The organism is Aestuariibaculum marinum (assembly GCF_014596975.1).
GTDB lineage: Bacteria > Bacteroidota > Bacteroidia > Flavobacteriales > Flavobacteriaceae > Aestuariibaculum > Aestuariibaculum marinum.
The window spans coordinates 620,672-644,348 of the sequence record NZ_JACVXD010000001.1; the positions used below are offsets into that span (position 1 = coordinate 620,672).

Annotated in this window: 17 protein-coding genes; 7 read left to right on the top strand and 10 right to left on the bottom strand. The window is 35.9% G+C overall.

What is annotated here, in order from left to right:
* The first annotated feature begins 109 nt into the window (after positions 1 to 109).
* The gene (dnaN, locus tag ICJ85_RS02795; protein WP_188222241.1) at positions 110 to 1,228 is read left to right on the top strand and encodes a DNA polymerase III subunit beta; all 1,119 of its coding nucleotides are present in this window, start codon (positions 110 to 112) and stop codon (positions 1,226 to 1,228) included.
* A gap of 73 nt (positions 1,229 to 1,301) precedes the next feature.
* Here dnaN and ICJ85_RS02800 read toward each other — a convergent pair whose 3' ends face one another.
* Entirely contained in the window at positions 1,302 to 1,640 is a 339-nt protein-coding gene (locus ICJ85_RS02800; protein ID WP_188222242.1) for a DUF4870 domain-containing protein, read from the bottom strand.
* 154 nt (positions 1,641 to 1,794) lie between these two features.
* On the opposite strand from ICJ85_RS02800, the gene ICJ85_RS02805 reads away from it, so the two are divergent.
* Positions 1,795 to 2,544 carry a hypothetical protein gene (locus ICJ85_RS02805; RefSeq protein WP_188222243.1) on the top strand — a complete coding sequence of 250 codons (750 nt, stop codon included), beginning with the start codon at positions 1,795 to 1,797 and terminating at the stop codon, positions 2,542 to 2,544.
* Positions 2,545 to 2,603: 59 nt separating this feature from the next.
* On the opposite strand, the gene ICJ85_RS02810 is transcribed toward ICJ85_RS02805, so the two are convergent.
* From ICJ85_RS02810 to ICJ85_RS02850, 9 genes are all read right to left on the bottom strand, one after another.
* A complete protein-coding gene (locus ICJ85_RS02810; protein ID WP_188222244.1) occupies positions 2,604 to 5,957 on the bottom strand; it encodes a glycoside hydrolase family 2 TIM barrel-domain containing protein in 3,354 nt (1,117 codons plus the stop codon).
* Positions 5,958 to 6,119: 162 nt separating this feature from the next.
* Positions 6,120 to 8,312, bottom strand: coding sequence for a tetratricopeptide repeat protein (locus ICJ85_RS02815; RefSeq protein WP_241739478.1), 2,193 nt, complete (start codon positions 8,310 to 8,312; stop codon positions 6,120 to 6,122).
* Positions 8,313 to 8,481: 169 nt separating this feature from the next.
* A complete protein-coding gene (locus ICJ85_RS02820) occupies positions 8,482 to 9,711 on the bottom strand; it encodes a hypothetical protein (RefSeq protein WP_188222245.1) in 1,230 nt (409 codons plus the stop codon).
* A 114-nt stretch (positions 9,712 to 9,825) separates the two neighbouring features.
* Positions 9,826 to 10,668 carry a 5-dehydro-4-deoxy-D-glucuronate isomerase gene (kduI, locus tag ICJ85_RS02825; protein WP_188222246.1) on the bottom strand — a complete coding sequence of 281 codons (843 nt, stop codon included), beginning with the start codon at positions 10,666 to 10,668 and terminating at the stop codon, positions 9,826 to 9,828.
* Positions 10,669 to 10,758: 90 nt separating this feature from the next.
* The gene (locus ICJ85_RS02830; protein ID WP_188222247.1) at positions 10,759 to 11,340 is read right to left on the bottom strand and encodes a LutC/YkgG family protein; all 582 of its coding nucleotides are present in this window, start codon (positions 11,338 to 11,340) and stop codon (positions 10,759 to 10,761) included.
* Positions 11,333 to 12,700 (bottom strand): lactate utilization protein B, encoded by a 1,368-nt coding sequence (locus ICJ85_RS02835; protein ID WP_188222248.1) that lies wholly within the window; start codon positions 12,698 to 12,700, stop codon positions 11,333 to 11,335. Before ICJ85_RS02835 ends, ICJ85_RS02830 begins: the two co-directional genes overlap by 8 nt.
* 2 nt (positions 12,701 to 12,702) lie before the next feature.
* On the bottom strand, positions 12,703 to 13,440 hold the full coding sequence (locus tag ICJ85_RS02840) for a (Fe-S)-binding protein (protein WP_188222249.1): 738 nt from the start codon (positions 13,438 to 13,440) through the stop codon (positions 12,703 to 12,705).
* 22 nt (positions 13,441 to 13,462) lie between these two features.
* Complete coding sequence (uxuA, locus tag ICJ85_RS02845) at positions 13,463 to 14,623, bottom strand: mannonate dehydratase (RefSeq protein ID WP_188222250.1); 1,161 nt, start codon at positions 14,621 to 14,623, stop codon at positions 13,463 to 13,465.
* Positions 14,624 to 14,646: 23 nt separating this feature from the next.
* Positions 14,647 to 15,459: an SDR family oxidoreductase gene (locus tag ICJ85_RS02850; protein WP_188222251.1), complete on the bottom strand. Its 813-nt coding sequence runs from the start codon at positions 15,457 to 15,459 to the stop codon at positions 14,647 to 14,649.
* A 321-nt stretch (positions 15,460 to 15,780) separates the two neighbouring features.
* Between ICJ85_RS02850 and ICJ85_RS02855 the strand changes: the two genes are divergently transcribed.
* The 5 genes from ICJ85_RS02855 to ICJ85_RS02875 all read left to right on the top strand — a co-directional run bounded on the left by ICJ85_RS02855 (position 15,781) and on the right by ICJ85_RS02875 (position 23,587).
* Positions 15,781 to 17,886, top strand: a complete 2,106-nt coding sequence (locus tag ICJ85_RS02855) for a bifunctional aldolase/short-chain dehydrogenase (protein WP_188222252.1) — start codon at positions 15,781 to 15,783, stop codon at positions 17,884 to 17,886.
* A 266-nt stretch (positions 17,887 to 18,152) separates the two neighbouring features.
* Positions 18,153 to 19,433: a sugar isomerase gene (locus tag ICJ85_RS02860; RefSeq protein WP_188222253.1), complete on the top strand. Its 1,281-nt coding sequence runs from the start codon at positions 18,153 to 18,155 to the stop codon at positions 19,431 to 19,433.
* A 3-nt stretch (positions 19,434 to 19,436) separates the two neighbouring features.
* The gene (locus ICJ85_RS02865; protein ID WP_188222254.1) at positions 19,437 to 20,807 is read left to right on the top strand and encodes an FGGY-family carbohydrate kinase; all 1,371 of its coding nucleotides are present in this window, start codon (positions 19,437 to 19,439) and stop codon (positions 20,805 to 20,807) included.
* 56 nt (positions 20,808 to 20,863) lie between these two features.
* Positions 20,864 to 22,153: a class II aldolase/adducin family protein gene (locus ICJ85_RS02870; RefSeq protein WP_188222255.1), complete on the top strand. Its 1,290-nt coding sequence runs from the start codon at positions 20,864 to 20,866 to the stop codon at positions 22,151 to 22,153.
* A 24-nt stretch (positions 22,154 to 22,177) separates the two neighbouring features.
* Positions 22,178 to 23,587: a purine-cytosine permease family protein gene (locus ICJ85_RS02875; RefSeq protein ID WP_188222256.1), complete on the top strand. Its 1,410-nt coding sequence runs from the start codon at positions 22,178 to 22,180 to the stop codon at positions 23,585 to 23,587.
* The last annotated feature ends 90 nt before the right edge of the window (positions 23,588 to 23,677 follow it).

Genomic DNA, 23,677 nt, shown 5'->3' on the forward strand with positions numbered 1-23,677 from the left:
ACTAAGTTCTTTTACATGTAACACATCATAAGGTTACTTCTGTGTTCTAAAACACAGTTATTAGTTTGTAATGGTAGCATGTAATCAACCAAAACCATAAAGTTAAAACATGAAATTTATAGTATCGAGTACTTATTTATTAAAACAATTGCAAGTTTTAGGAGGGGTTATCAATAGCTCTAATACCTTACCTATTTTAGATAACTTTTTATTTGAATTAAACCAGTCTCAATTAACCGTCTCTGCAAGTGATTTAGAGACCACGATGTCTTCTACACTTGAAGTTGAAAGCAATAGTGAAGGTAGCGTTGCTATTCCTGCACGTTTATTACTTGATACGCTTAAAACATTTCCAGAGCAACCGTTAACCTTTGTTATTGAAGATAATAACACGGTTGAGATTAGCTCTAATCACGGTAAATATGCTTTAGCTTATGCCAGCGGAAAAGAATTCCCTAAGGCGGTTGTTCTTGAAGACCCGAGCAAAACAGTAGTTTTAGGTGATGTTTTAGCTACCGCAATTAGTAAAACCATATTTGCTGCCGGAAACGACGATTTACGTCCGGTAATGAGCGGAGTATTTTTCCAATTCTCTACCGAAGGTCTAACTTTTGTGGCTACCGATGCTCATAAATTAGTTAAATACACGCGTGAAGATATTAAAGCCAGTCAGGTTGCTGAATTCATCATGCCTAAAAAGCCTTTAAATCTTTTAAAAGGAATTTTGGCAGGCAGCGAAGAAGACGTAACTATTGAATACAACGATTCTAATGCGAAATTCATTTTTGAAAACTCAACTTTAATTTGTCGTTTAATCGATGGGAAATACCCGAACTACGAAGCGGTAATTCCTAAAGAAAACCCGAACAAATTAGTGATTGACAGAACACAGTTTTCGAACTCTGTGCGTCGTGTTAGCATTTTCTCAAATAAAACAACTCACCAGATTCGTTTAAAAATTGCTGGTGCTGAATTAAATATATCTGCCGAAGATATCGACTACAGTAATAAAGCTGAAGAACGTTTAACTTGTGATTACCAAGGTGATGATATGCAAATTGGCTTCAACTCTCGCTTTTTAATGGAGATGTTAAACAACCTAGGTTCTGATGATGTTCAATTAGAAATGAGTATGCCAAATCGTGCTGGTATCTTAACCCCTATTGATGGTTTAGATGATGGCGAACAAATTACTATGCTTGTTATGCCTGTTATGCTAAATAGCTAAAATTTTAGATGCAAAATATATTGAAACAAAAAAACGCTCACCAAATGGTGAGCGTTTTTTTGTATTATCTCAACTAATTAATAAAATTAAGAGATAATGGATATTTTGCAACTTCGCCATTACTGGCTTTTATAGCATTAATTATTGGAAAGATGAGTGAAATGATTCCAATTATAATAAATCCAACAAGTCCTATACCGCACAGCAACATTAATGGAATACATAGTAAGCAATATACAATTAAACTCAATTGAAAGTTTACAATATTCTTACCGTGTTCATCCATCTGGCAAACTTTATCCTTTTGTGTTAACCAGATAATTAAGGGTAATAATAAGCTTCCAAAACCTAACACTAAGGTTACTAACTGACTTAAATGGGTTATAACTAATAATTGATTATCTTCTCTCATGATTGATTATGTGTTTTGATTGACACTTATTAGACTAACGAATTTAAGAAAAGTTACAACTTTATTTCCCTATTTATAAATATTTAAATTTATATACGCGGCTATTCAATTATTTTTTAATTAACTTTAAGTCATTGATTTTAAACTATTTAAAGTGTTTTTAGAAAATAACAAATTAAAAATTATTAAACCAAACGCCTTTGAACATACTTTTTTTGCTTCAACAGCTATCCTATTTCTTGCCCTTTGCCTCGTAGGGTTCTCTATGGGTATTCAACTAAAATCATCACGAGGAACAGATTTGGCTGTGGCACGATTTTTACTTCATGGGACTTTGGGTTTTATTTGGTTACTAACCTATGTTCTGCAGACCCAATTAATATTTCGTAATAAGATAAAATTACACATGAAAATTGGCAGAGCTTCAGTTATAACATTATTTCTATTTGGCCTAAGTACTATTTATTTAATTATATCTGCGAAAACAAGTTACCCTAAAATTCCCGATAAGGCCTTAGCTAATTTCATTGGGACTTTTAGTCTCAGTAGTATTTTTGAGTTTGCATTAATTATTCTGGCTCTATGGTTTAGAAAAACACCTTTTCTACACAAACGGCTTATGTTTTATGGCGTTTTGGCTTTTTCAGGAACTGGTACCGATCGAATATTCCTTTTTATGGGAATTGAAGAACCTATATTCTACATGTTTTCTGTTAATCTATTAATTAAATTACCATTACTAATCTATGATTTTAAAACTTATCCAGTAAAACAGAAGCTCATTAGTTCTTTCCTGTTTTTATACTCATATATTGTCATGGCTTTTGGCATACTGTTGATAAAGCCTTATTTTTCCTCTAAAGAATGGATAAATTTTGCTGTCTGGTTAGCTAGTTTGGTATAAAACAAAAAATCCGTAGTTAAAAACAACTACGGATTTTAAAATTCAATAATATTGTAAAATTATTTACTTGTGTAAACCGATTTGAATAATTCGGTAAACTTTTCCTTATTTCCATTTTTAAATGGAACCAAATAAAAACTATAGGTATTCACATGATCTCCACTTAAAGTATACTCCTTTTGTGGCCTAGCTCCCCAGCTATTATCACCACCAACACCACGTTGATCCATATCTATATTTAATTGAACTAAATCCCGTTCTACAATATCTATGGTGTGTTTGCTTTTATTTACTTCAGGCATACCGTCACTATAATTCGCATCCTGTGTTGCGTGTTTTTCAACTTTATTTTCTAATGCATAATTTAAACCATCAGTCGCATCGAAATCTTCATTAAGCATATGTAATGCACTTAATCCTAAATCCCTTTGGTTGCCTGCTGAAGACACTACCAGTAAACCGTTATTGTTTGTATTAGCAAAAGCAGCCCAACGTACATCGGTTTTATATCCATTTTCCTGAGGACGAATATACGGCACATACTGATCGGAAACCGATGAATTGTATACATCTACAAAAGCTGAGGCTTTTCTATCGGTATAATTTTCCCATGGACCACGTCCGTAATACGCCATATTACTAAATGCTTTTGGTAACTGCATGCGCATACCCACTCTAGGAATATCTGCTTGATAATTGGTGGTGTTTAAGGTATTATCTACTTTAATCATACCATTTGCTAAAATGGTATAAACCGAAACAAAGGTGGTCTCAACGCCCGGTAAAGTATATGTAATAGTTGCTGTTACTTTGCCTTCTTGAGAATCGTCTACCACAAAAGATGTCACTTTTTGATTAAGCGTTGCTTCCTTCCATTTAATATTTTTTTCCTGCATACGATTACCAAAATCATTATCTGTTGGTGCACGCCAGAAGTTCGGTTTAGGGCCATTTTGGTCTTTAATTAGCTCTTCACCTGAAAACACATAAGACACCATCTTACCCTCAGATTTATCGAACAGAACTTCAAAATCTTCTCCCGAAAGCTCTAAACTTTCTTTGCTATCTTTTACTTTAATAGAGGCGCTAGCAGCAATACTTTCTTCTTGCCATTTTATCTTTCTTCCTAATAAAATCTGCTCATGCGCTACTATATAACCAGCTTTCAACATCCCCCAATCTTCTTTAAGCACAGCTTCTATCTCTAAAAAATATTCGGTATTTTCTTTAAACTCTATATTTTTTAATGGTACTCTTACCAGTTTTCCTGTATGAGGCTCTACAGCTATACTTCCGGCGTCAAACGTATCTAAAATGGTTCCATCAGCTTTTATTTTTGCTTTTATATCGAACTTATCCAGATTGGTGAAATCATAAAGGTTCTCTACTAAAACTCTTACCTGATTATCTCTATTAATACCTTTGTGCTTAAAATTTATAAACTCGTGGGCTTTTTTCACTTCATATAAACCTGGATGTGGTGTGCGATCTGGGAAAATTATTCCATTGTTTAAAAAGGTGTTATCGGTAGGCATACCTTCACCATAGTCCCCTCCGTAAGCATAATACTTTTCACCTTTTTCGTTAGTTTTCCAAATAGATTGATCGACCCAATCCCAAATGAAACCACCTTGTAAGTTGTCATGCTGTTCAATAACATCCCAGTAATCCTGAAAGTTTCCTGTACTATTTCCCATAGCATGGGCATATTCAGAAGGAATAAATGGACGGTCTGTTTTCGATCTTCCTATATTTTCAAAACCAGCTGGTGATGGATACTGAGGCACGATGATATCTGTGTTCGCTTCCATATCGAATAAATTACCATCTACATCTTTATAAGCGCGCTCGTATTGTACCGGACGCTTTTGCTTATCATGCGCCTTGATAGCATCATATCCTGCAAAAAAGTTAATACCGTTTCCTGCCTCGTTACCCATAGACCAGATGATTACCGAAGGGTGGTTTTTATCGCGTTCTACCATACGAATCATACGATCAACATGGGCTTTTTCCCAATTTTCCTTTTTTGCAAGCGAATGACTTCCGTAGTACATACCATGAGATTCGATATTCGTTTCGTCTACCACGTAAATTCCATAGATATCACACAACTCATAAAATTTCTCTTGTTGTGGGTAATGACTTAACCTAACCGCATTAATGTTATTCTCTTTCCAAAGCTGAATATCTTTTAAAATCTGAGCTTCACTAACCACATGTCCCGTTTCTGGATTGTGTTCCTGTGTATTTACCCCTTTTAAAGTAATCACTTGTCCGTTTACACGTAACAAGCCATTTTTAATTTCAACCGTTCTAAACCCTACTTTTGTAGATGTCGACTCTAAAATCTTTCCTTTATCTTTAGTCGTCACCACTACCTGATAAAGGTTTGGTGTTTCAGCCGTCCAAGGCAACACATTAAAAATTTGAGTTTTCAAATTCACATTAATCGTTCCGTCTGATGGCACTTTAACCGAATCACTTCCTTTTGCAACAGCAGAACCTTTTTGGTCTAAAACCTCGTACAAAACATCAACCGTATTTGATTTTGAAGCTGAGTTATCAACAGCCACAGTAAGGTCTAAATTTCCTGTAGTATAAGCACCATCCAGAGTTGCCATAACTTCGAAATCCTTAATACGAGATTTTGGTTGAGCATATACATAAACACTACGCTCAATTCCACTAATTCTCCAGAAATCCTGACACTCTAAATACGAACCGTCAGTCCATCTGAAAATTTGAAGGGCAATGGTGTTTTCTCCTTCCTTTAAATATTTTGAAATATTGAATTCTGCCGGAAGTTTACTCCCTTGAGAATACCCAACATATTCTCCATTAATCCAAACGAAACCTCCAGATTTCATGGCTCCAATATGCAAAAACACTTCCTTTTCATCCCAGCCCTTGGTTACTGTAAAAGTACGTCTATAAGATCCTACAGGATTATAGTCAAATGGTACTTGTCCCGGATTAGACGGGTATATTTTATCTTCGAAAGTAATCTCTTTTGAAACCGGTGCTTTATAATCGGCAAACTCATACTGATGGTTTACATAAATTGGGACTCCATAGCCTTCTACTTCCCAATTAGCAGGGACTTTAATATTATCCCAATCAGTAACATCAATTTCAGGCTTCATAAAATCCTGAGGGCGATCTGCTGGCTTGCGAACCCATTTGAATTTCCACTGTCCATCTAAACTGATGTAATTTGCAGATGCTTTCCAGTTATTTTTTAAAGCTTCACTTTCTGAAGAAAATGAATAAAAAGTGGTATGTGTATCTTCCTTGTTTTCTGAAATTACCTGAGGATTTTGAATGTAATGTTTTAAATCCTGAGGTAGTTCTTGAGCAAAGATTAAATTTGTAAAACAGAGTAGTGTTAAGCTTGTTATGTTGTTTTTCATATTAATGTTAATGTGTTCGAACACAAACATATTAAATTTAACCAATAGTCGTATCCTGAATTAAGGGTTTCTTTGGTAAAACTATCGATTTTAACAAATTTTATGATAACTGTAAAACTTACATCTATTAGTAAAATATTAAAGATTGAAAAATCTATATAATTAGATATTTGACAGCTGCTGATAAAACGTATAATACTGTTGATTATTGGGGTATAAATCCACCAAACGTTTGGCTATATTTTTTGCCTTAATACTCTCTTTATTTTTAGCATAATGATATGCTAAAGCATACAATAAACTCTCATTGTTGCCATCTACTTTCAAACCACTAACCAAGGCCTCTTCGGCTTTATTTGGTTTATTCCTTTTATCATAGAGTAAACTTAAATTATAGTATGCTCGAATATTTTCGGGCATTTTGTCTATAGTCTGCTCTAAATAAGATATTGCTTCGTCTTCCCTGTTTAATTCGGCTAATAACAAGGCTAACGAATAATAGGTTGCACCATAATCCGGCTCCTGTTCAATGACAATTTTAAAGGTTTCCTCTGCATTTTTATAAGCTCCCGTATTATAGTATAAATTAGCTAAGGTTAATCTTAAATTATTCTCCAAATTATCAACTTCCAAGGCCTTTTCATAGTAAAACACAGCCTGCTGTAGATCACCTTGTTTTATGTAATAATTTCCTTTTCTTGCCAATCCACCAGCAAAATCGGTATTCAAATCTAAATAAGTTTCAAACTCCTTTTTCACTTTAGCATAGACCGCTTTATAATTTTCTGGAATTTGAAGTGCATTAACACCTGCCAACGCATAGAATGTTTTTACACGAACTGTTCTTTTAGGATCTTTTAGCAATGGTAGTAAATAATTAATATAATCGGTGTTATTAATATTACCTAGTACATCCACACTTGTTGCGCGCACCATGGGTGACTTATCATTTAATCGGGTAATATATTCATCTAAATACTGCTGGATATCATAATTTGATAAGGCTCGTAATGCCGAAGCCCTAACCAATTCGTTTTCTGAGGTATCGTGAATTAAATCGATCAATCCAACATCGGCATGAGCTTCTCCTATTACACCTGGCACTAACTTATCTGAAAAATGTAAAGAATCTACTTTACCATATAACTCTTGAAAAGATTCCCAAGCCCATTTATTATCTTTAGTATCATGGCAGTCTACGCAGGCATTTGGTGTACCATATTTCAAACTCTGATCCGGTCGTGGCACTCTAAAACTATGATCTCGCCTAAAATCGTTACCCATATAATATCTCCCTGTCATATGGCAATTAATACATGCAGCACTTTCGGTTCCCATCTCATGCTTATGATGATCTGGAGTATTATACTTTGTTGGAGTATGACATTGGGTACACAATGCATTGCCTTCCATTTTTAACTTTAAAGAATGTGGATTGTGGCAACTATTACAGGCCACATCGTTTTTATACATTTTACTCTGCATAAACGAGGTATACACATAGTCTTCATCTAAAATTTGTCCGTCGGGATAGTATTGTGGTTCTACAATTAAATGCGGAAAATAATGATCTAAAAACGTCCCTTCATAATTGTAATTTTCAGTGAATTGTTCTCGTCTAGCGTGGCATCTTGCACATTCGTCCACCAATTGTTTTGGAGCTATTCTGCTTGTCATTTTCATAGTTCCCGTCGGCATGTATTCTTCCCCTAATCGCTTAACATCTTCAACGTGTTGTTTTCCTGGTCCATGACAAGCTTCACAACTAACATTGATTAAAGCAAACTTAGTATCGTAACTATCTGTTTTAAAATCGTAGTTTTTCCTAACGTTTATAGAGTGACAATCGGAACACATGGTATTCCAGTTCAAACCTTTATTTGTCCAGTGAAGCCACTCTTCATGGACCACCCTAAAATCAGGAAACAAATTAAACCACTTGTTCTCAACCGAATCCCAAGCTGTACTTAAACACTGGTAAGCTCCATTTGGAAATTCCACAATATACTGTTGTAGTGGTGTAATTCCGTAAGTATAAACAATTTTATAATCTTGGTAGCTACCATCCGGTCCTTCGGTATTTACGTAATAATTACCATCCTTTTGGTAAAATCTAGAGGTCACCTCTTGATTAGTGAATGTTTCTCCTTTAAAATCAGCCAGAATTGATGTGCTATCAGCTATTTGCATGGCCTTATCGTGGTGAGAACCTTGCCACTCTTTAAACTCTGCTTCATGGCAACTCTTACAGGTTTCGTCTCCTAAAAAATGATTATCAGGAATTAAAGCGGTTGATGTAAAAATATCATCTTTAGTTATCGCTTCATATTTCTTTTCTTTCTTACAAGAATTCAATAAAAAAATTGAAATAAATAAACAGGTCAAGCTTGATAAAGCACGAGTAATAGTAGGGTTAGCCAAAATCTTTATCTTTAAAAAATTACAGAATAAATTGTACTATAAATGTAACTTAATTTTGACTTAGAACAGCTATAAATAAGAAGTAAAATCTGTAAATATCTGCTTAAAAATTATACATAAAACCGAAACTAATTCTCATAGCATCACGACTTTTATCTAAAGCCTGAGCTACACCATTTACTTGTCCTTTAACATCTATTGATTTTATACCGTAGTCGAGCTCGAGACCAACGGTCATACGTTCATAGGCATCATACATAAGGTTGAAAATACCGTAATAATGCTTATGCGTAAAATCGCCCTCTACAAACACCGTTGTATCATCTAATGATTCATAAACAATAAGCCTTTCGGAGTCATCTAACTTAAATTGTGTCGCTCCAAAAACTATATTGGTATGCAATTTAGTAGTTATAAAGTACCCATAAGATGCCCAACCTCCAAAAGCAGGAGTTGCACTGATATTATTATTTCTGGAAGGATATCCATCATAACCTCCTCCAGAAACCGTAGTTAAATATGCTGAAATACCTTTCCCACCAACCAATTGAAATTGAAAGTTGTTTAAATTAGGTTTATAGTTTCCACTAAAGCTTACTCCATAACCTAAAAAATTATCTATCTCATCATCCAATTTATAACGTACACTTCTCAATATGGAAGATAACCTTAAATGCCCCCAATCCTTTTTATATTTTACCGCAAAAGTGAAATCCGGCATAAACTGATCGGCCTCCTCTACTAATGGCTGAAATTCATCGTAAGTAAAATTAGTTGCTATAGGCGCTTCAATACTGGCTTCGTAGATCCAATTGGGATTTCCGAAAGTGTTCTTATATTTCACGTGGGGCGTACGAATCCATACACCAGACGGCGGACCTTCTAACTCCATAATATCCGGCCAGATGTCTTCGTCTCCAAAATTATTCCACATCTGCCCTATTTGCCAATGTTCGGTTTCTACATATGCTTTTCTAAGACGCATTCTTCCATTTCCTCCCCAAAAATCAGATTCAACTACAGCCTTAATCACTTTTCCATTTTCCTGAACCATATGTGTCGTTAATCGCAATTGAGTTTGATATAAATCTGCTTTAAGACTTTTGTCATCATTCGTTCCAAATACATTAATAAGCCCTACATTAAAGGTTTCATTATCATTCAAACCTCCAAAAACATCCATATAGCCGTTTAGTTTCATGTTTACCCCTAAACTAGACTTGATACGAGGTTGATGATTTATGGAATCGTTTGATGTAATGGTTAAAAACGGATCTTGAGCAAACGCACTTAAGCTATTGAGCACTAAAAATGCGATAGTAACATATTTCATACGAATAAATTTAAACATCTTAATTTACTCATTTTTAACCACATAAAATACTACAAATAAAAAAAGGCGCTAAAACTAAGTTTTAGCGCCTTTTTTAAAACCTGTAATAACATACTATCTCAATTCCGGAATAGCACAAACATCCATATCGCCGTAATCTAAATTCTCACCAGCCATGCCCCAGATAAACGAGTAATTACTTGTACCTGAACCTGAGTGAATAGACCATGGTGGAGAAATTACTGCCTGGTTATTTTGCATCCAGATGTGTCTTGTTTCATTAGTTTCTCCCATAAAGTGACATACCGATTGCCCTTCTGGTACTTCAAAGTAGAAATACACTTCCATTCTACGATCGTGAACGTGAGCCGGCATTGTATTCCAGCTACTTCCTACTTTAATAGATGTCATTCCCATTTGTAACTGACATACATCAACGACACTGTTTACAATATACTTTCTTAAAGTACGTGCATTGGCAGTTTCAGGAGATCCTAATTCAATAACTTCTACATCATCCGTTCCAATTTTCTTTGTTGGATACGCTTTATGAGCAGGTGTTGAATTTAAATAGAACATTGCCGGGCTATCTGCAGATGCACTTGCAAATACAACCTCTTTATTACCTTGCCCTACATATAAAGCTTCTTTGTGGTTTAACTCATATACCGTACCGTCTACAGTTACTGTTCCGGCTTGACCGATATTAATAATACCAAGCTCTCTTCTTTGTAAAAAGAATTCTGCTTTAAGCGGATCAATTGCATCTAATGACACTGACTTAGAAACCGGTAACACACCCCCCGTAATAAAACGATCGTAGTGTGAATACACTAAGTTCAATTTATCGGCTTCAAAAAGATTTTCAATTAAAAATTCGTTTCTTAGTTGCGTTGTATCGTACCCTTTTACGCCTTGAGGGCTTGATGCGTAACGCGATTCATAACTAACTGACATAATTTATAGTTTTAGTTTCTTAATTTTTTTAATGCTTAAACGTTTAAGCTATTTACACGGATAAAATAAAATTTATCCAAATACCATTTTCTAAAAAAGAACGACGGTTAAGCTAATGGCTCCGTGAGCACCAACTACCAAACATTGTTCTATATCTGCTGTTTTTGATGGTCCTGAAATGAAGGTTCCAAAGGTTCTTTCACGCTCTGAAATCGCATCAAAAATCTGGTGCATATGCAAATTAACAGCATTTTTAGGGACTACCAAAATTAAATCGTTGGTAATAAATGGTAAAGCACGTACAACCATATCGTCTTCCGAAACCCAAACAGCGCCATTTTCGGCTACTGCAAAATTTCCCTTTATAATGGTTAAATCGATGTCCTCAAGCGTATGTGGGTCGGTCTCTTTTGAAACAGGAACTGTACCTAAGGCGGATTCCTTCATGCAAGACACAATTTTTTTAGCTTCTGGATATAACGTCTTAATCTCTTCATCAAGGGTAGCCAATCCATCTAACTCAAGAAGACGTCCGCCAACAAATTCAATATTTTCTTTAAAGCGTTCTATTAAATTAATATCCTCATCAAAAACACTTAAATCGATATCTGGTAATGACAGGGTTTCAGGTTTATTAGCCTTCACCGCTTTTAATATAGATTCTCTACTCATTTTTTTGTCTTTTTTTGTACCACTCTTCGAAATTATCACCTTTTACTTCCGGCAAATCTCTCGCATGACCCCAGGTGTTAATTTTTGAATTTATTAAAGATTTTGGTGTATGTTTTAACATGAAACGGGTGGACTTACCTACAAAATCATACGTCTTTGGCTTTGCCAAAATACTTCCGGCAGCTTTCATAATGTTTTTCTTTACAGTTGGTTGTGGTACGTCTTTTACGATAATTTGACGCCATTTATACAACTGCTCATGAATATTAATCTTTACCGGACACACATCACTACAAGACCCACAAAGTGTAGATGCAAATGGTAACGAACTGTGTTTCGTTAAGTCTTTTCCTGGTGATAAAATAGAACCGATAGGTCCTGGAATAGTTGCATCGTAACTATGTCCGCCACTACGTCTGTAAATAGGACAAGTATTCATACAAGCTCCACAACGAATACAGTGTAGCGATCGTCTGAAATCCTCTCGACTTAACTGCTCCGTTCTTCCATTATCTACGATAATGATATGCATTTCTTTACCTTCTTCAGGTTTGTTGAAATATGATGAATAGGTCGTTATAGGCTGACCTGTTGCACTTCTTGCTAATAAACGTAAAAATATACCTAAATGTTTTTCTTGTGGAATTAACTTTTCCATTCCCATACAGGCAATATGTACTTTAGCTAAGTGTGCTCCCATATCGGCGTTACCTTCATTGGTACATACTACAAAACCACCAGTATCGGCAACGGCAAAATTAACACCAGTTATCGCCGCATCGGCTTGCAAAAACTTATTTCTTAAATGCTTTCTTGCCTCACGAGTTAGATATTCAGGATTTCCTCCACTTGGCTTGGTGCCTAAATGCTCCTGAAATAACTCGTCTACTTCTTCTTTAGTTTTATGAATAGCAGGTAATACAATATGACTCGGTGGCTCCTTTGCTAACTGCACAATACGCTCTCCTAAATCGGTGTCAATAACTTCAATATCATTAGCTTCCAAAAACGGATTTAAATGACACTCTTCAGTTAACATCGATTTACTTTTTACAATCTTCTTGGCATTGTGTTTTTGAAGAATGCTGTGAATAATTTTATTATGTTCTTCGGCGTTTGCTGCCCAGTGTACTGTAACACCATTCTTTTTTGCGTTTTCTTCAAATTGCACCAAATAGTTATCTAAATTCGATAACACATTGGCTTTTAGAGCTGATGCATAGTCACGAAGTTGTTCCCAACCTTGTATTTTATGCGCCTGTTTATCACGTTTCTGCCTTACAAACCATAAGGCTTTATCGTGCCAGTTTACCTTAGCCTCATTTTCATTAAATTTTGCTGCTGCTTCTGCGTGTGCCATAATTAGATACTACTGTTTAAAATTTCTGCTATGTGCATCACCTTAAGTGGCTGCTTATTTCTATTGATTAAACCTTCCAAATGCATTAAACACGAATGGTCGGCTCCGGTAATCACTTCTACATCGCTATCAATATGATCCTGAATTCGGTCTTTACCCATTTTAACTGAAATGGCTTCTTCAAATACCGAGAATGTTCCTCCAAATCCGCAACATTCATCCGCACGATTTAAGGTTTTAAGTTCTAAACCTTTGACTTCCTTTAATAAATTTTCTTCAGTTGAAAAATGAGGATCCATACGCTCTGAACATGAACCTAAACGTAATCCGCGTAAGCCGTGACAACTTTTATGAATACCTACTTTATGCGGGAAAGACGCTCCTAAATCGGTTTTACCAAGCACCTGATATATAAACTGACATAACTCATAGGTGTTATCGCGAACGCGTTTCACATCTTCGGTTTGTTCTAAGATATCAAAATGCTTCTTTACATGATACACACAACTTCCCGAAGGCCCTACGATATAATCGTAGTTTTTGAAATTTTCAACGAACAACTGACAGGTGCCTTTAGAATCCTCTTCGTATCCTGAATTTCCAAGTGGTTGTCCGCAACAGGTCTGCCCTAATGGATATTCTACATCGACTCCTAATTTTTCAAGAAGTTCTAATGATGCTATTCCGACCTGCGGATAGAGTTGATTTATATAACACGGTATAAATAAACCGACTTTCATATTAATGCTTTTAAATTACTATTTATATACTTTTTGAAATACCAAGTGCTAAACCACGTAATTCTGCTAAACCACGTAAACGACCAATAGCTGTATACCCAGCATACGCTTTATTGTTTTCTAAATCGCTTAGCATTTGGTGCCCGTGATCGGGACGCATTGGTAATTGTATGTTTCTTTGTTTTTCTACTTCTAAAACAGCTTTTACTACTTCGTACATATCTGAAGAACCATCTAAATGATTGTCTTCATAGAAACTCCCATCATCTTCTCGTTTTACATTTCTTAGGTGTAAAAAGTGAATGCGATCGGCAAACTTTCTAATCATACTTGGTAAATCGTTATCTGGATTAGCTCCTAACGACCCTGTACAAAAGGTGATACCGTTTGATGGACTATCTATAAAGTTTACCAAATCGGTTAAATCGGCTTCCGATTTAATAATACGTGGTAAGCCCATAATATCCATAGGCGGATCGTCCGGATGAATCGCCATGACAATCCCGTTTTCTTCACATACCGGAATCACTTCGTTTAAGAAGAATGATAGATTCGCTTTTAAATCGGCATGTGATAAGTTATCGTACTGCGCAATCATGTCCTTAAACACCGGAATCGTTAAATCGTCTACTGTTCCTGGTAAACCTTTTAACACATTATCTTCAAGCGCTTGCTTGTCTTCAGCAGACATCTCGGCATAACGCTTTTCAGCTAATGCTAAAATTTCTCTTGTGTAGGCTTCCTCTACCCCTTCACGCTCCATGATGAATTTTTCGAAAACGGCCATCTCCACCTTATCGAAACGTAACGCTGTGCTACCATCTTCTAATTTCCAGAACAGTTGTGTACGCGTCCAGTCTAACACTGGCATGAAATTATAACACACGTTTTTAATCCCACAAGCTGCTACATTGCGTAAACTTTGCTTGTAGTTTTCTATACGCTGTAAATAATCGCCTTGACGTAATTTTATGTTTTCGTGAATAGGAATACTTTCGATGAAGCTCCATACTAAACCAGCGTCTTCAATAAGCGTTTTTACTTTCTGGATTTCTTCAACTTCCCAAACTTCACCGTTTGATACATGGTGTAAAGCGGTTACAACTCCTGTTGCTCCTGCTTGTTTTATATCTGATAATTTTACAGAGTCTGAAACTCCAAACCATCTAAATGTTTCTTGCATTTTCTTTTAAATCTGAATAAAAATTAAACCCCACTAAACGCACTGAATCCGCCATCAACAGGAATGACAATCCCAGTTACAAACTTTGAGGCATCAGAACATAAATAATGTAAAGCGCCATGCAACTCATCGGCTTCGCCAAAGCGTTTCATTGGTGTGTTGTTTATAATGGTGTTACCTCTGTCGGTATAGCTTCCGTCTTCATTCAATAACAAAGCGCGGTTTTGATTTCCAATGAAAAATCCTGGAGCAATAGCATTAACACGTAAGCCATCTCCGTATTTCGTGGCTAATTCAACAGATAACCATTTGGTATAATTATCAATTGCCGCTTTTGAAGCTGAATACCCCGCAACGCGTGTAATAGCTCTGTCGGCAGCCATAGAAGAAATATTAATGATGACGCCTGATTTATTCTTCACCATTTCTTTACCAAAAACGACAGAAGGAATAATACTTCCAAATAAATTTAAATCGACCACCTTTTTAAAGTCATCCATATTGATATCGAAAAACGATTGTGTTGGTCCTACAGTCGCTCCAGGCATATTACCGCCTGCGGCGTTAATCAGCACATCGATTTTTCCATATTTTGCGATAATGGCATCCGACACTTCTTGTAGGCTTTCTTCCTCAACAACATTACACAAATACCCATCAACTTTATTACTGATGGTTTTCATGTGTTTTACGGTTGCATCAACCGTGTCTTGTTTATAATGTAATATGATTACCGTAGCGCCTTGTAAAAGTAAATATTCGGCCATGCTGCCTCCTAATACACCACCGCCTCCGGTAACGAGAACTACTTTATCTTCTAAATTAAATAGATTCATTTATTATTTTGAAAAGTTTAAAAATCTTGATGATTGTAGCAAATTTAATGATATACATAATAATTACTATACTGCACTGTACTGTTTATTTCTTTTTTTAAAAATAACTACCTCTTTTATTAATTCGTTAAATAATTGACAATCAAAAAACAAAGAACTGATAATTTGCTATAAAAAATTATTTAAAATAATATCAATATCGTTGTTTTAACAATAAATAAATATCAAATTATCAATATTTTATTCATTTTACAGTACAGTACAGGATAGAAACAAAAATCACTTCATTTAATTTTGAGAACAAATATTTTAAAAATTCTCATGAATACACTTGAAAAACAATTTAAATACGTAGATTATCTTTGGGATGATAAAAAAGCTGACAGCTTAGGTGACGACCAAGTAGCTTTATTTTTATACCGTTCAAATATATTAGGTGCAGACCTAAGAATCACTAACTATGGTGGTGGTAACACAAGTTGTAAAACCATAGAAAAAGACCCATTAACTAATGAAGAAGTTGAAGTAATGTGGGTTAAAGGTTCTGGAGGAGATATTGGTACCTTAACACGTTCTGGTATTGCTGGATTGTACACCGAAAGATTACGCGATTTAAAAAATGTATATGGAGGTTTAGAAGATGAAGACCGTATGGTTGGGTTATTTAACCACTGTATTTATGACTTAGACAGTAAAGCGCCATCAATCGATACCCCTCTTCACGGTTTATTACCTTTTAAACATATCGACCACCTACACCCAGATGCTCTTATCGCGGTTGCTGCTGCGAAAGACAGTGAAAAAGTAACCAAAGAAATTTGGGGAGACACTATGGGATGGGTACCTTGGCAACGTCCAGGTTTCGATTTAGGTTTACAGTTAGAAAAATGTTTAGCTGAAAACCCAGGCATTAGAGGTATCGTTTTAGGTAGCCACGGTTTATTTACCTGGGGAGACACCTCTTACGAATGTTATATGAACAGTTTAGAAGTTATTGAAATGGCTTCTGAATACATCACTAAAAAGATTGAAGAAAAAGGTTCTGTTTTTGGCGGACAAAAAGTAGAAAGTTTACCGCAAGAAGAGCGTCTTGAAAAAGCTGCGCAGTTAATGCCGTTATTAAGAGGTTTATGTTCTTCTGAAAACAGAATGATTGGCCACTTTGCGGATAGTGATGTGGTAATGGAATACATTAACAGTAACGATCTTGAGCGTTTAGCGCCAATGGGAACCTCTTGTCCAGACCACTTCTTACGCACAAAAATTCAACCTTTAGTATTAACGTTAGATCCTAAAGAAGATTTATCAGATGCTGAAGCTATACTTGCTAAATTAGAGCCTGCTTTCGAACAATACAGACAGGAATACGCAGATTATTACAATACTTGTAAAAGAGATAATAGTCCTGCAATGCGTGACCCGAACCCGGTAATTATTATTTACCCTGGAGTTGGTATGTTCAGTTTTGCTAAAAACAAGCAAACCACACGTGTAGCAAGTGAGTTCTACATCAATGCAATCAACGTAATGCGTGGTGCTGAAGCGATTACTGAATATACATCTTTACCAAGACAAGAAGCATTCGATATCGAGTACTGGTTATTAGAAGAAGCGAAATTACAACGTATGCCAAAAGAGCAACCATTATCTCGTAAAGTAGCCTTTGTTACTGGCGCAGGTGGTGGAATTGGTAAAGCAATTGCCGATAAATTAGCTGCTGAAGGTGCTAACGTAGTATTAACCGATATTAACGAAGAAAGCTTAAAAGAAGCTCATGCAACATACAAACGTGATGTGTCTACATATGCTGTTTGTGATGTAACCGATACCGATTCTATCGCTAAAGCTTACAAAAAAGCATGTTTAGAGTTTGGTGGGGTTGACATCGTCGTTCATAGCGCTGGTTTAGCAATCTCTAAATCTTTAGAAGATACAACAGACAAAGACTGGAACATTTTACAAAGTATCTTAGTAAAAGGTCAGTTTGACTTAGCAAAACAATTCGCAGCCATCGCACGCCAACAAAACTTAGGTGGTGATTATATCGCTATCGCAAGTAAAAATGGTTTAGTTGCAGGACCTAATAACGTAGCTTACGGTACTGCTAAAGCGGCGCAACAACATATGGTACGTTTATTAGCCGCTGAGTTAGCTAAAGATAAAGTACGTGTAAACACCGTAAACCCTGATGGTGTTATTGTTGGAAGTAAAATCTGGGAAGGTGCTTGGGCCGAAGGTCGTGCAAAAGCAAACGGCATTACCGTAGAAGAACTTCCTGCATTTTATGCGAAAAGAAATTTATTAAACGAAATCATTACTCCTGATGATATTGCTAACGGTGTCTTTACTTTCGTGGGCATCTTAGATAAATCAACAGGAAACATTATAAATGTAGATGGTGGTATGGCCAATGCATTTGTAAGATAAACGATAGTTAGTTTTAGTTTGTAAAAACTTCCATAGCATAGTTAAATATCTATGGGAGTTTTTTTTTAATTTCAGATACGCATTTTCTGTAACTACACAATTAAGAAAATGATTGTATCTTGTAGTAACCAATTACAATTAAAGACATGAAACAAGTATAAATTTTATTATATGTAAATTCTTCAACCAGAAATGATAAAATTTATATAAGTTCCTGAATGTATTCAAATTTTTTGAACATTCAGAAAACAAAAAATTTAAAACAGATGAAAATAGAACAAAACCACATTCAGGATACGAATAAATCTGGTTTACAATCACACAAAGAAAATTTCGATTTCTTAGCAAATAACCTTTCTAAAAAAGGGGCTAATGTAGAGGCTATTGTAAGTAAATTAAAAGACTTTCAAGTAGCAATACCAAGCTGGGCTTTAGGTGCTGGAGGAACACGTTTCGGACGTTTTTCTTTCTACGGAGAGCCTTCAAGTTTAGAACAAAAAATTCAGGATATCGGGTTAATCCACTCATTAACACAAACGGCAGGAGCGGTGTCATTACACATTCCTTGGGACATCCCACAAGATTACGCTGCAGTTAAAGATTTAGCAAACGGATTAAACATTAAGTTTGATGCGGTTAACTCGAATACCTTTCAAGATCAAAAAGATGCTAAAGAAACTTACAAATACGGTTCTTTAAGCAACACAAGCGAGGCGGTAAGACAACAGGCTATTCAACATAACTTAGATGTTATCAATATTGGTAACAAATTAGGTTCTAAAAGTTTAACCGTTTGGTTAGCCGATGGTTCTTGTTTCCCTGGGCAAACTAATTTTCAAACAGCATTACAACATACTGAAAACAGTTTAAAAGACATTTACAAAGGTCTTCCTGACGATTGGAGTATGTTAATTGAATACAAACCTTATGAGCCTAACTTCTACAGTACGGTTATTCAGGATTGGGGAACATCGTTCATGTTGGCCAATGCTTGTGGAGAAAAAGCGTACTCGTTAGTAGATTTAGGTCACCATTTACCAAACAGTAATATTGAGCAGATTGTTTCTGTGTTAATGTTAAAAGGTAAATTAGGAGGATTCCACTTTAACGATAGTAAATACGGTGACGACGATTTAACCGTTGGAAGTATCAAGCCTTATGCCTTATTCTTAATTTTTAACGAATTAGTTTACGGTATGCAAAACAATCCGCAAAACCCGGATTTAGCATGGATGATTGACGCGAGCCATAACGTAAAAGATCCTTTAGAAGATTTAATTCAATCTTTAGAAGCTATTCAAGAAGCTTACGCTAAGGCCTTATTAGTTGATCAAGCTGAATTAAAAGCAGCACAATTAAATAACGACGTTGTGAAGTGTCAGGAAATTTTACAAGACGCTTACAGAACCGACGTTCGTCCGCTTTTAGCAGAAGCTAGACGTTTAGCTGGTGGTGCTTTAAGTCCGATTAACGCATACCGCGCATTAGGCGTTAGAGACACCTTAATTGAAGAAAGAGGAAAACACACCGTAGCAACTGGATTATAAGAAATGATAGATGTAACTGCTGTATTTGATATAGGAAAAACCAATAAAAAATTCTTCCTATTCGATAAAGACTACAAAGAAGTTTATAAAGAGTATACAAGTTTCGAGGAAATTGAAGATGAAGATGGTCATCCTACCGAAAATTTAGAAGCGCTTCAAACATGGCTAAAAAGTGTGTTTCAAAACATTCTTGATGCTCAGGAGTTTAATGTTAAAGCGATTAACTTTTCGACTTATGGAGCAAGTTTTGTACATATCGATGAAAACGGCGAGGTACTAACGCCGCTTTACAACTACACAAAACCTTTAAACCAAGAGATTGTTAATTCATTTTTGGACAAATACGGCCCTAAAGAGGAGTTTTTAAAAACTACCGGGTGTTTCGATTTAAGCTTATTAAATTCAGGTTTACAATTGTACTGGTTAAAGTACAGTAAACCTGAAATTTTCAAAAAAATTAAATACTCGTTACATTTACCACAATACCTTAGCTATGTGTTTACCGGAATTCCATTAAGCGAATACACCAGTATTGGTTGTCATACCGCATTATGGGATTACACAAAAAAAGATTACCACGAGTGGGTATATAAAGAAGAATTACATCATATTCTTCCAACAATTGTTTCTACCGAAACAAGCATTAATATGAACTATAATGGCCGACGTATTAAAATTGGCGTTGGTATTCACGATAGTTCATCAGCTCTTTTACCTTACGTACGAAGCATTAAAAAGAAATTTGTTTTAGTGTCTACAGGTACTTGGAGCATTACCTTAAATCCGTTTGCAGACCATCCAATTATTGAAGATACACATGATAAAGATTCTATCAATTACATGCGTATTAACGGAAAACCTGTAAAAGCAACGCGTTTATTTTTAGGTAACGAATATAAAATTCAAGTGAGTAAACTCCATAAGCATTACAACGTTCCTGAAGACACCCATCGTCATATTAAATTCAATTACGAGATCTACACTGAAATCGCAAATGACTTTGAGCATATGTTTAAATGGGAAAGTCTGTCTTCAAAGCATATGCCTGCCGAAACAAAACTTCCATACAGCGAATTTGAAGAAGCATACCATCAACTGATGATGGAATTAGTAGAACTTCAAATAAAGAGCATAAAAGATGTTATTGGCGAAGAGCATATCAAACGTTTATATGTAGACGGTGGTTTTAGCGACAACGATTTATTCATAAAACTGTTATCGCATAACTTCAGAAATATGAAATTAAGAACCACCGATTCATCATTAGGATCGGCTTTAGGGGCTGCTATTTCAATTTCAGATAGCAAACTGAATTCTAAATTCCTGAAAAAGAACTACTCGTTAAAAAAACACGTACCGTTTATCATCAGTTAACCTAAACTTATAGCTTGTTATGTTTTAATATTTGCCTAACATTAAATTAAATCTATATGGCCTCAAAATTAAATTTGGAGCACCCCAGAGATCAGATTACTAAAATTATTAGTAGAATCTACAAAAGGGGCATGACGACCACCTCGGGTGGTAATATTTCTATCATCGATGACAACGGTGATATTTGGGTAACACCTTCAGCAATCGATAAAGGATCGTTGAAGTCATCCGATATTATTTGCGTCAGGAAGGATGGTACCGTGGTTGGTAAACACAAACCATCGTCGGAGTTTCCTTTTCATAAAGCCATATATGATATTAGGCCGGATATTAAATCAGTAATACACGCACATCCGCCAGCATTGGTGTCTTTCAGTATTGTTCGTCAGATACCAAATACCAATATTATTTCTCAGGCTAAGCATGTTTGCGGACCTATTGGTTATGCGCCTTACGAATTGCCTGGAAGTCATAAGTTAGGAGATGTTATTGCTGAAGAATTTAAAAAAGGCTTTAAAGCGGTTATCATGGAAAACCATGGAACCGTTTTAGGTGGTAGTGATTTAAATGATGCTTTCGAGCGATTTGAAGCTTTAGAGCTTTGTGCACGCACTATTCTTTATGGTTCTCAAATAGGAACACCTAATTATTTAACCGACAATCAAATAGAACAGTTTGAATCACAAACCCAATCGACACTTCCTGAAATGGCTACAACCGAGTATCCATCGGATGAAGTTGAAAAACGTTTGGAGATTTGTAACATCGTGAAGCGTTCCTGTGAACAAGGCTTAATGATAAGCTCTTACGGAACCGTTTCTATGCGCTGGAAAGGTGATGATTTCTTAATTACCCCTACTCACGTAAATCGTTGGGACATGGCTATTGAAGATATCGTTCAAATTAAAGACGGACAAAGAGAAGCTGGTAAAAACCCAAGTAGAGCCACCTGGATTCATCAGGAGATTTACAAACGTAATCCGAAGGTCAATTCAATCATCATGACGCAATCGCCATACTTAATGGCGTTCTCGGTAACAAAATCGTATTTAAACGTGCGTACCATTCCAGAAAGCTGGATCTTTTTACAAGATATTCCAATGGTAGAATATGGAACACATTTTAAAGCTAATAACAATTCGCAAATTATTGACGACTGTACAACGGCTTTAATTATTGAAAACGATTCTGTTATTGTTACTGGTGATAAATTATTACAAACCTTCGACTACCTTGAAGTAGCAGAATTTAGTGCAAAATCTATTGTTTTAGGAAATTCATTAGGTAATATGGTGCCTATTAACGACGATCAGGTAGAAGAATTAAGACAGAAATTTTTAACATAAAACTAATACTAAACTAGATTATATATGACACAATATCATCAAGAAGAAGATATGATAGAGGACATTGCTGGAGGTGAGTTTGAAAGAACGCCTGTCCCGCAATCTAAATTAAAAGGCTGGAAAAGCTTTTTAGGTATGTATGCCGGTGAGCATGCCGCAGGTACCGAATTCGTGATCGGGCCTTTATTTTTAACGGCCGGAGTTAGTGCTTTCGATCTAATTATAGGCTTACTTTTAGGAAACCTGTTAGCTGTTTTAAGCTGGCGTTTTCTTACCGCCGAAGTTGCGGTTAAAAACCGTTTGACTTTATACTTTCAATTAGAAAAAATCAGCGGTAAAAATCTGGTTACCATTTACAATTTAGCTAACGGTATTTTGTTCTGTTTTCTGGCAGGTTCCATGATAACCGTTTCTGCTACTGCTGTAGGTATCCCTTTTGATATGCCTATGCCTAAACTAACCGATACCATGCCTAATGGCGTAACATGGATTGTAATTGTATTAGCCATTGGAGCTGTGATTTCTATTATTGCAGCGCGTGGTTACGACACGGTTTCGAAAGCAGCAAACTATATGTCTCCTATTATTGTCTTGGCTTTTGTGGCTTGTGGTATTGTGGCTTTAAATCAGTTAGGTGTTGGTAGCTTTTCAGAATTCTGGGACATCTGGGGAGAAGGTTCAGACCCATTCCCAGGACAGATAAAATACACATTCTGGCATGTGGTTATCTGGTCTTGGTTTGCAAATGCAGCAATGCATATTGGTATGTCTGATTTATCAGTATTCCGTTTTGCTAAAAAGGCAAGTTCAGGATGGACAACTGCGGCTGGTATGTATGTAGGCCACTATATGGCGTGGATTGCAGCTTGTTTATTATATGCAGTGTATTTACAATCTCCAGAAGCACAAGCCTTATTAAGTACCGGACAAGCCCCATCGGTAGCTCCAGGTCCTTTAGCTTATAATGCTATTGGAGTTTTCGGTATTATTGCTGTGATTTTAGCGGGATGGACGACAGCTAACCCAACTATTTACAGAGCTGGTTTAGCGTTTCAGGCTATTATCCCTAAAGTTTCAACATTCTGGGTAACTATTATTGCAGGTACTGTAGCAACGTTGGCGGGGTTATTCCCTGCATTCGCTATGAAATTATTAGATTTCGTTGCGTTCTACGGATTCATTTTGGCACCTATTGGAGCAGTTATTGTATTCGAACATTTCTTTGCTAAAAAATACGGCATCATTAAAAACTATGCCGAGCATGCAGGAATTAAGTTTAATAAATCGGTACTGTTTGCATGGGCCATAAGTTTCGGACTATTCTACTTTATCTCCATTCAATTCGATGTCTTTTTATCGTTTGTAACCTTACCAACCTGGTTAATGTGTGGTGTATTATTCTTGGTATTTAGCAAGATGTTTCAAAAGCAATAAAACAGTAATTCTATTATAATCTAAAAGCCCGTAAAACTCATTTACGGGCTTTTTTTTGCTAGTTTTCAATAAGTACTGAATAGTTTAAAA

What these genes read in the sequence shown, in the direction of transcription:
- ICJ85_RS02865 (WP_188222254.1), top strand. Translation starts at nt 19,437, where the DNA reads ATGATAGATGTAACTGCTGTATTTGATATAGGAAAAACCAATAAAAAA.
- ICJ85_RS02820 (WP_188222245.1), bottom strand. Translation starts at nt 9,711, where the DNA reads ATGAAATATGTTACTATCGCATTTTTAGTGCTCAATAGCTTAAGTGCG.
- uxuA (WP_188222250.1), bottom strand. Translation starts at nt 14,623, where the DNA reads ATGCAAGAAACATTTAGATGGTTTGGAGTTTCAGACTCTGTAAAATTA.
- ICJ85_RS02810 (WP_188222244.1), bottom strand. Translation starts at nt 5,957, where the DNA reads ATGAAAAACAACATAACAAGCTTAACACTACTCTGTTTTACAAATTTA.
- dnaN (WP_188222241.1), top strand. Translation starts at nt 110, where the DNA reads ATGAAATTTATAGTATCGAGTACTTATTTATTAAAACAATTGCAAGTT.
- kduI (WP_188222246.1), bottom strand. Translation starts at nt 10,668, where the DNA reads ATGTCAGTTAGTTATGAATCGCGTTACGCATCAAGCCCTCAAGGCGTA.
- ICJ85_RS02875 (WP_188222256.1), top strand. Translation starts at nt 22,178, where the DNA reads ATGACACAATATCATCAAGAAGAAGATATGATAGAGGACATTGCTGGA.
- ICJ85_RS02830 (WP_188222247.1), bottom strand. Translation starts at nt 11,340, where the DNA reads ATGAGTAGAGAATCTATATTAAAAGCGGTGAAGGCTAATAAACCTGAA.
- ICJ85_RS02855 (WP_188222252.1), top strand. Translation starts at nt 15,781, where the DNA reads ATGAATACACTTGAAAAACAATTTAAATACGTAGATTATCTTTGGGAT.
- ICJ85_RS02850 (WP_188222251.1), bottom strand. Translation starts at nt 15,459, where the DNA reads ATGAATCTATTTAATTTAGAAGATAAAGTAGTTCTCGTTACCGGAGGC.
- ICJ85_RS02870 (WP_188222255.1), top strand. Translation starts at nt 20,864, where the DNA reads ATGGCCTCAAAATTAAATTTGGAGCACCCCAGAGATCAGATTACTAAA.
- ICJ85_RS02800 (WP_188222242.1), bottom strand. Translation starts at nt 1,640, where the DNA reads ATGAGAGAAGATAATCAATTATTAGTTATAACCCATTTAAGTCAGTTA.
- ICJ85_RS02860 (WP_188222253.1), top strand. Translation starts at nt 18,153, where the DNA reads ATGAAAATAGAACAAAACCACATTCAGGATACGAATAAATCTGGTTTA.
- ICJ85_RS02835 (WP_188222248.1), bottom strand. Translation starts at nt 12,700, where the DNA reads ATGGCACACGCAGAAGCAGCAGCAAAATTTAATGAAAATGAGGCTAAG.
- ICJ85_RS02840 (WP_188222249.1), bottom strand. Translation starts at nt 13,440, where the DNA reads ATGAAAGTCGGTTTATTTATACCGTGTTATATAAATCAACTCTATCCG.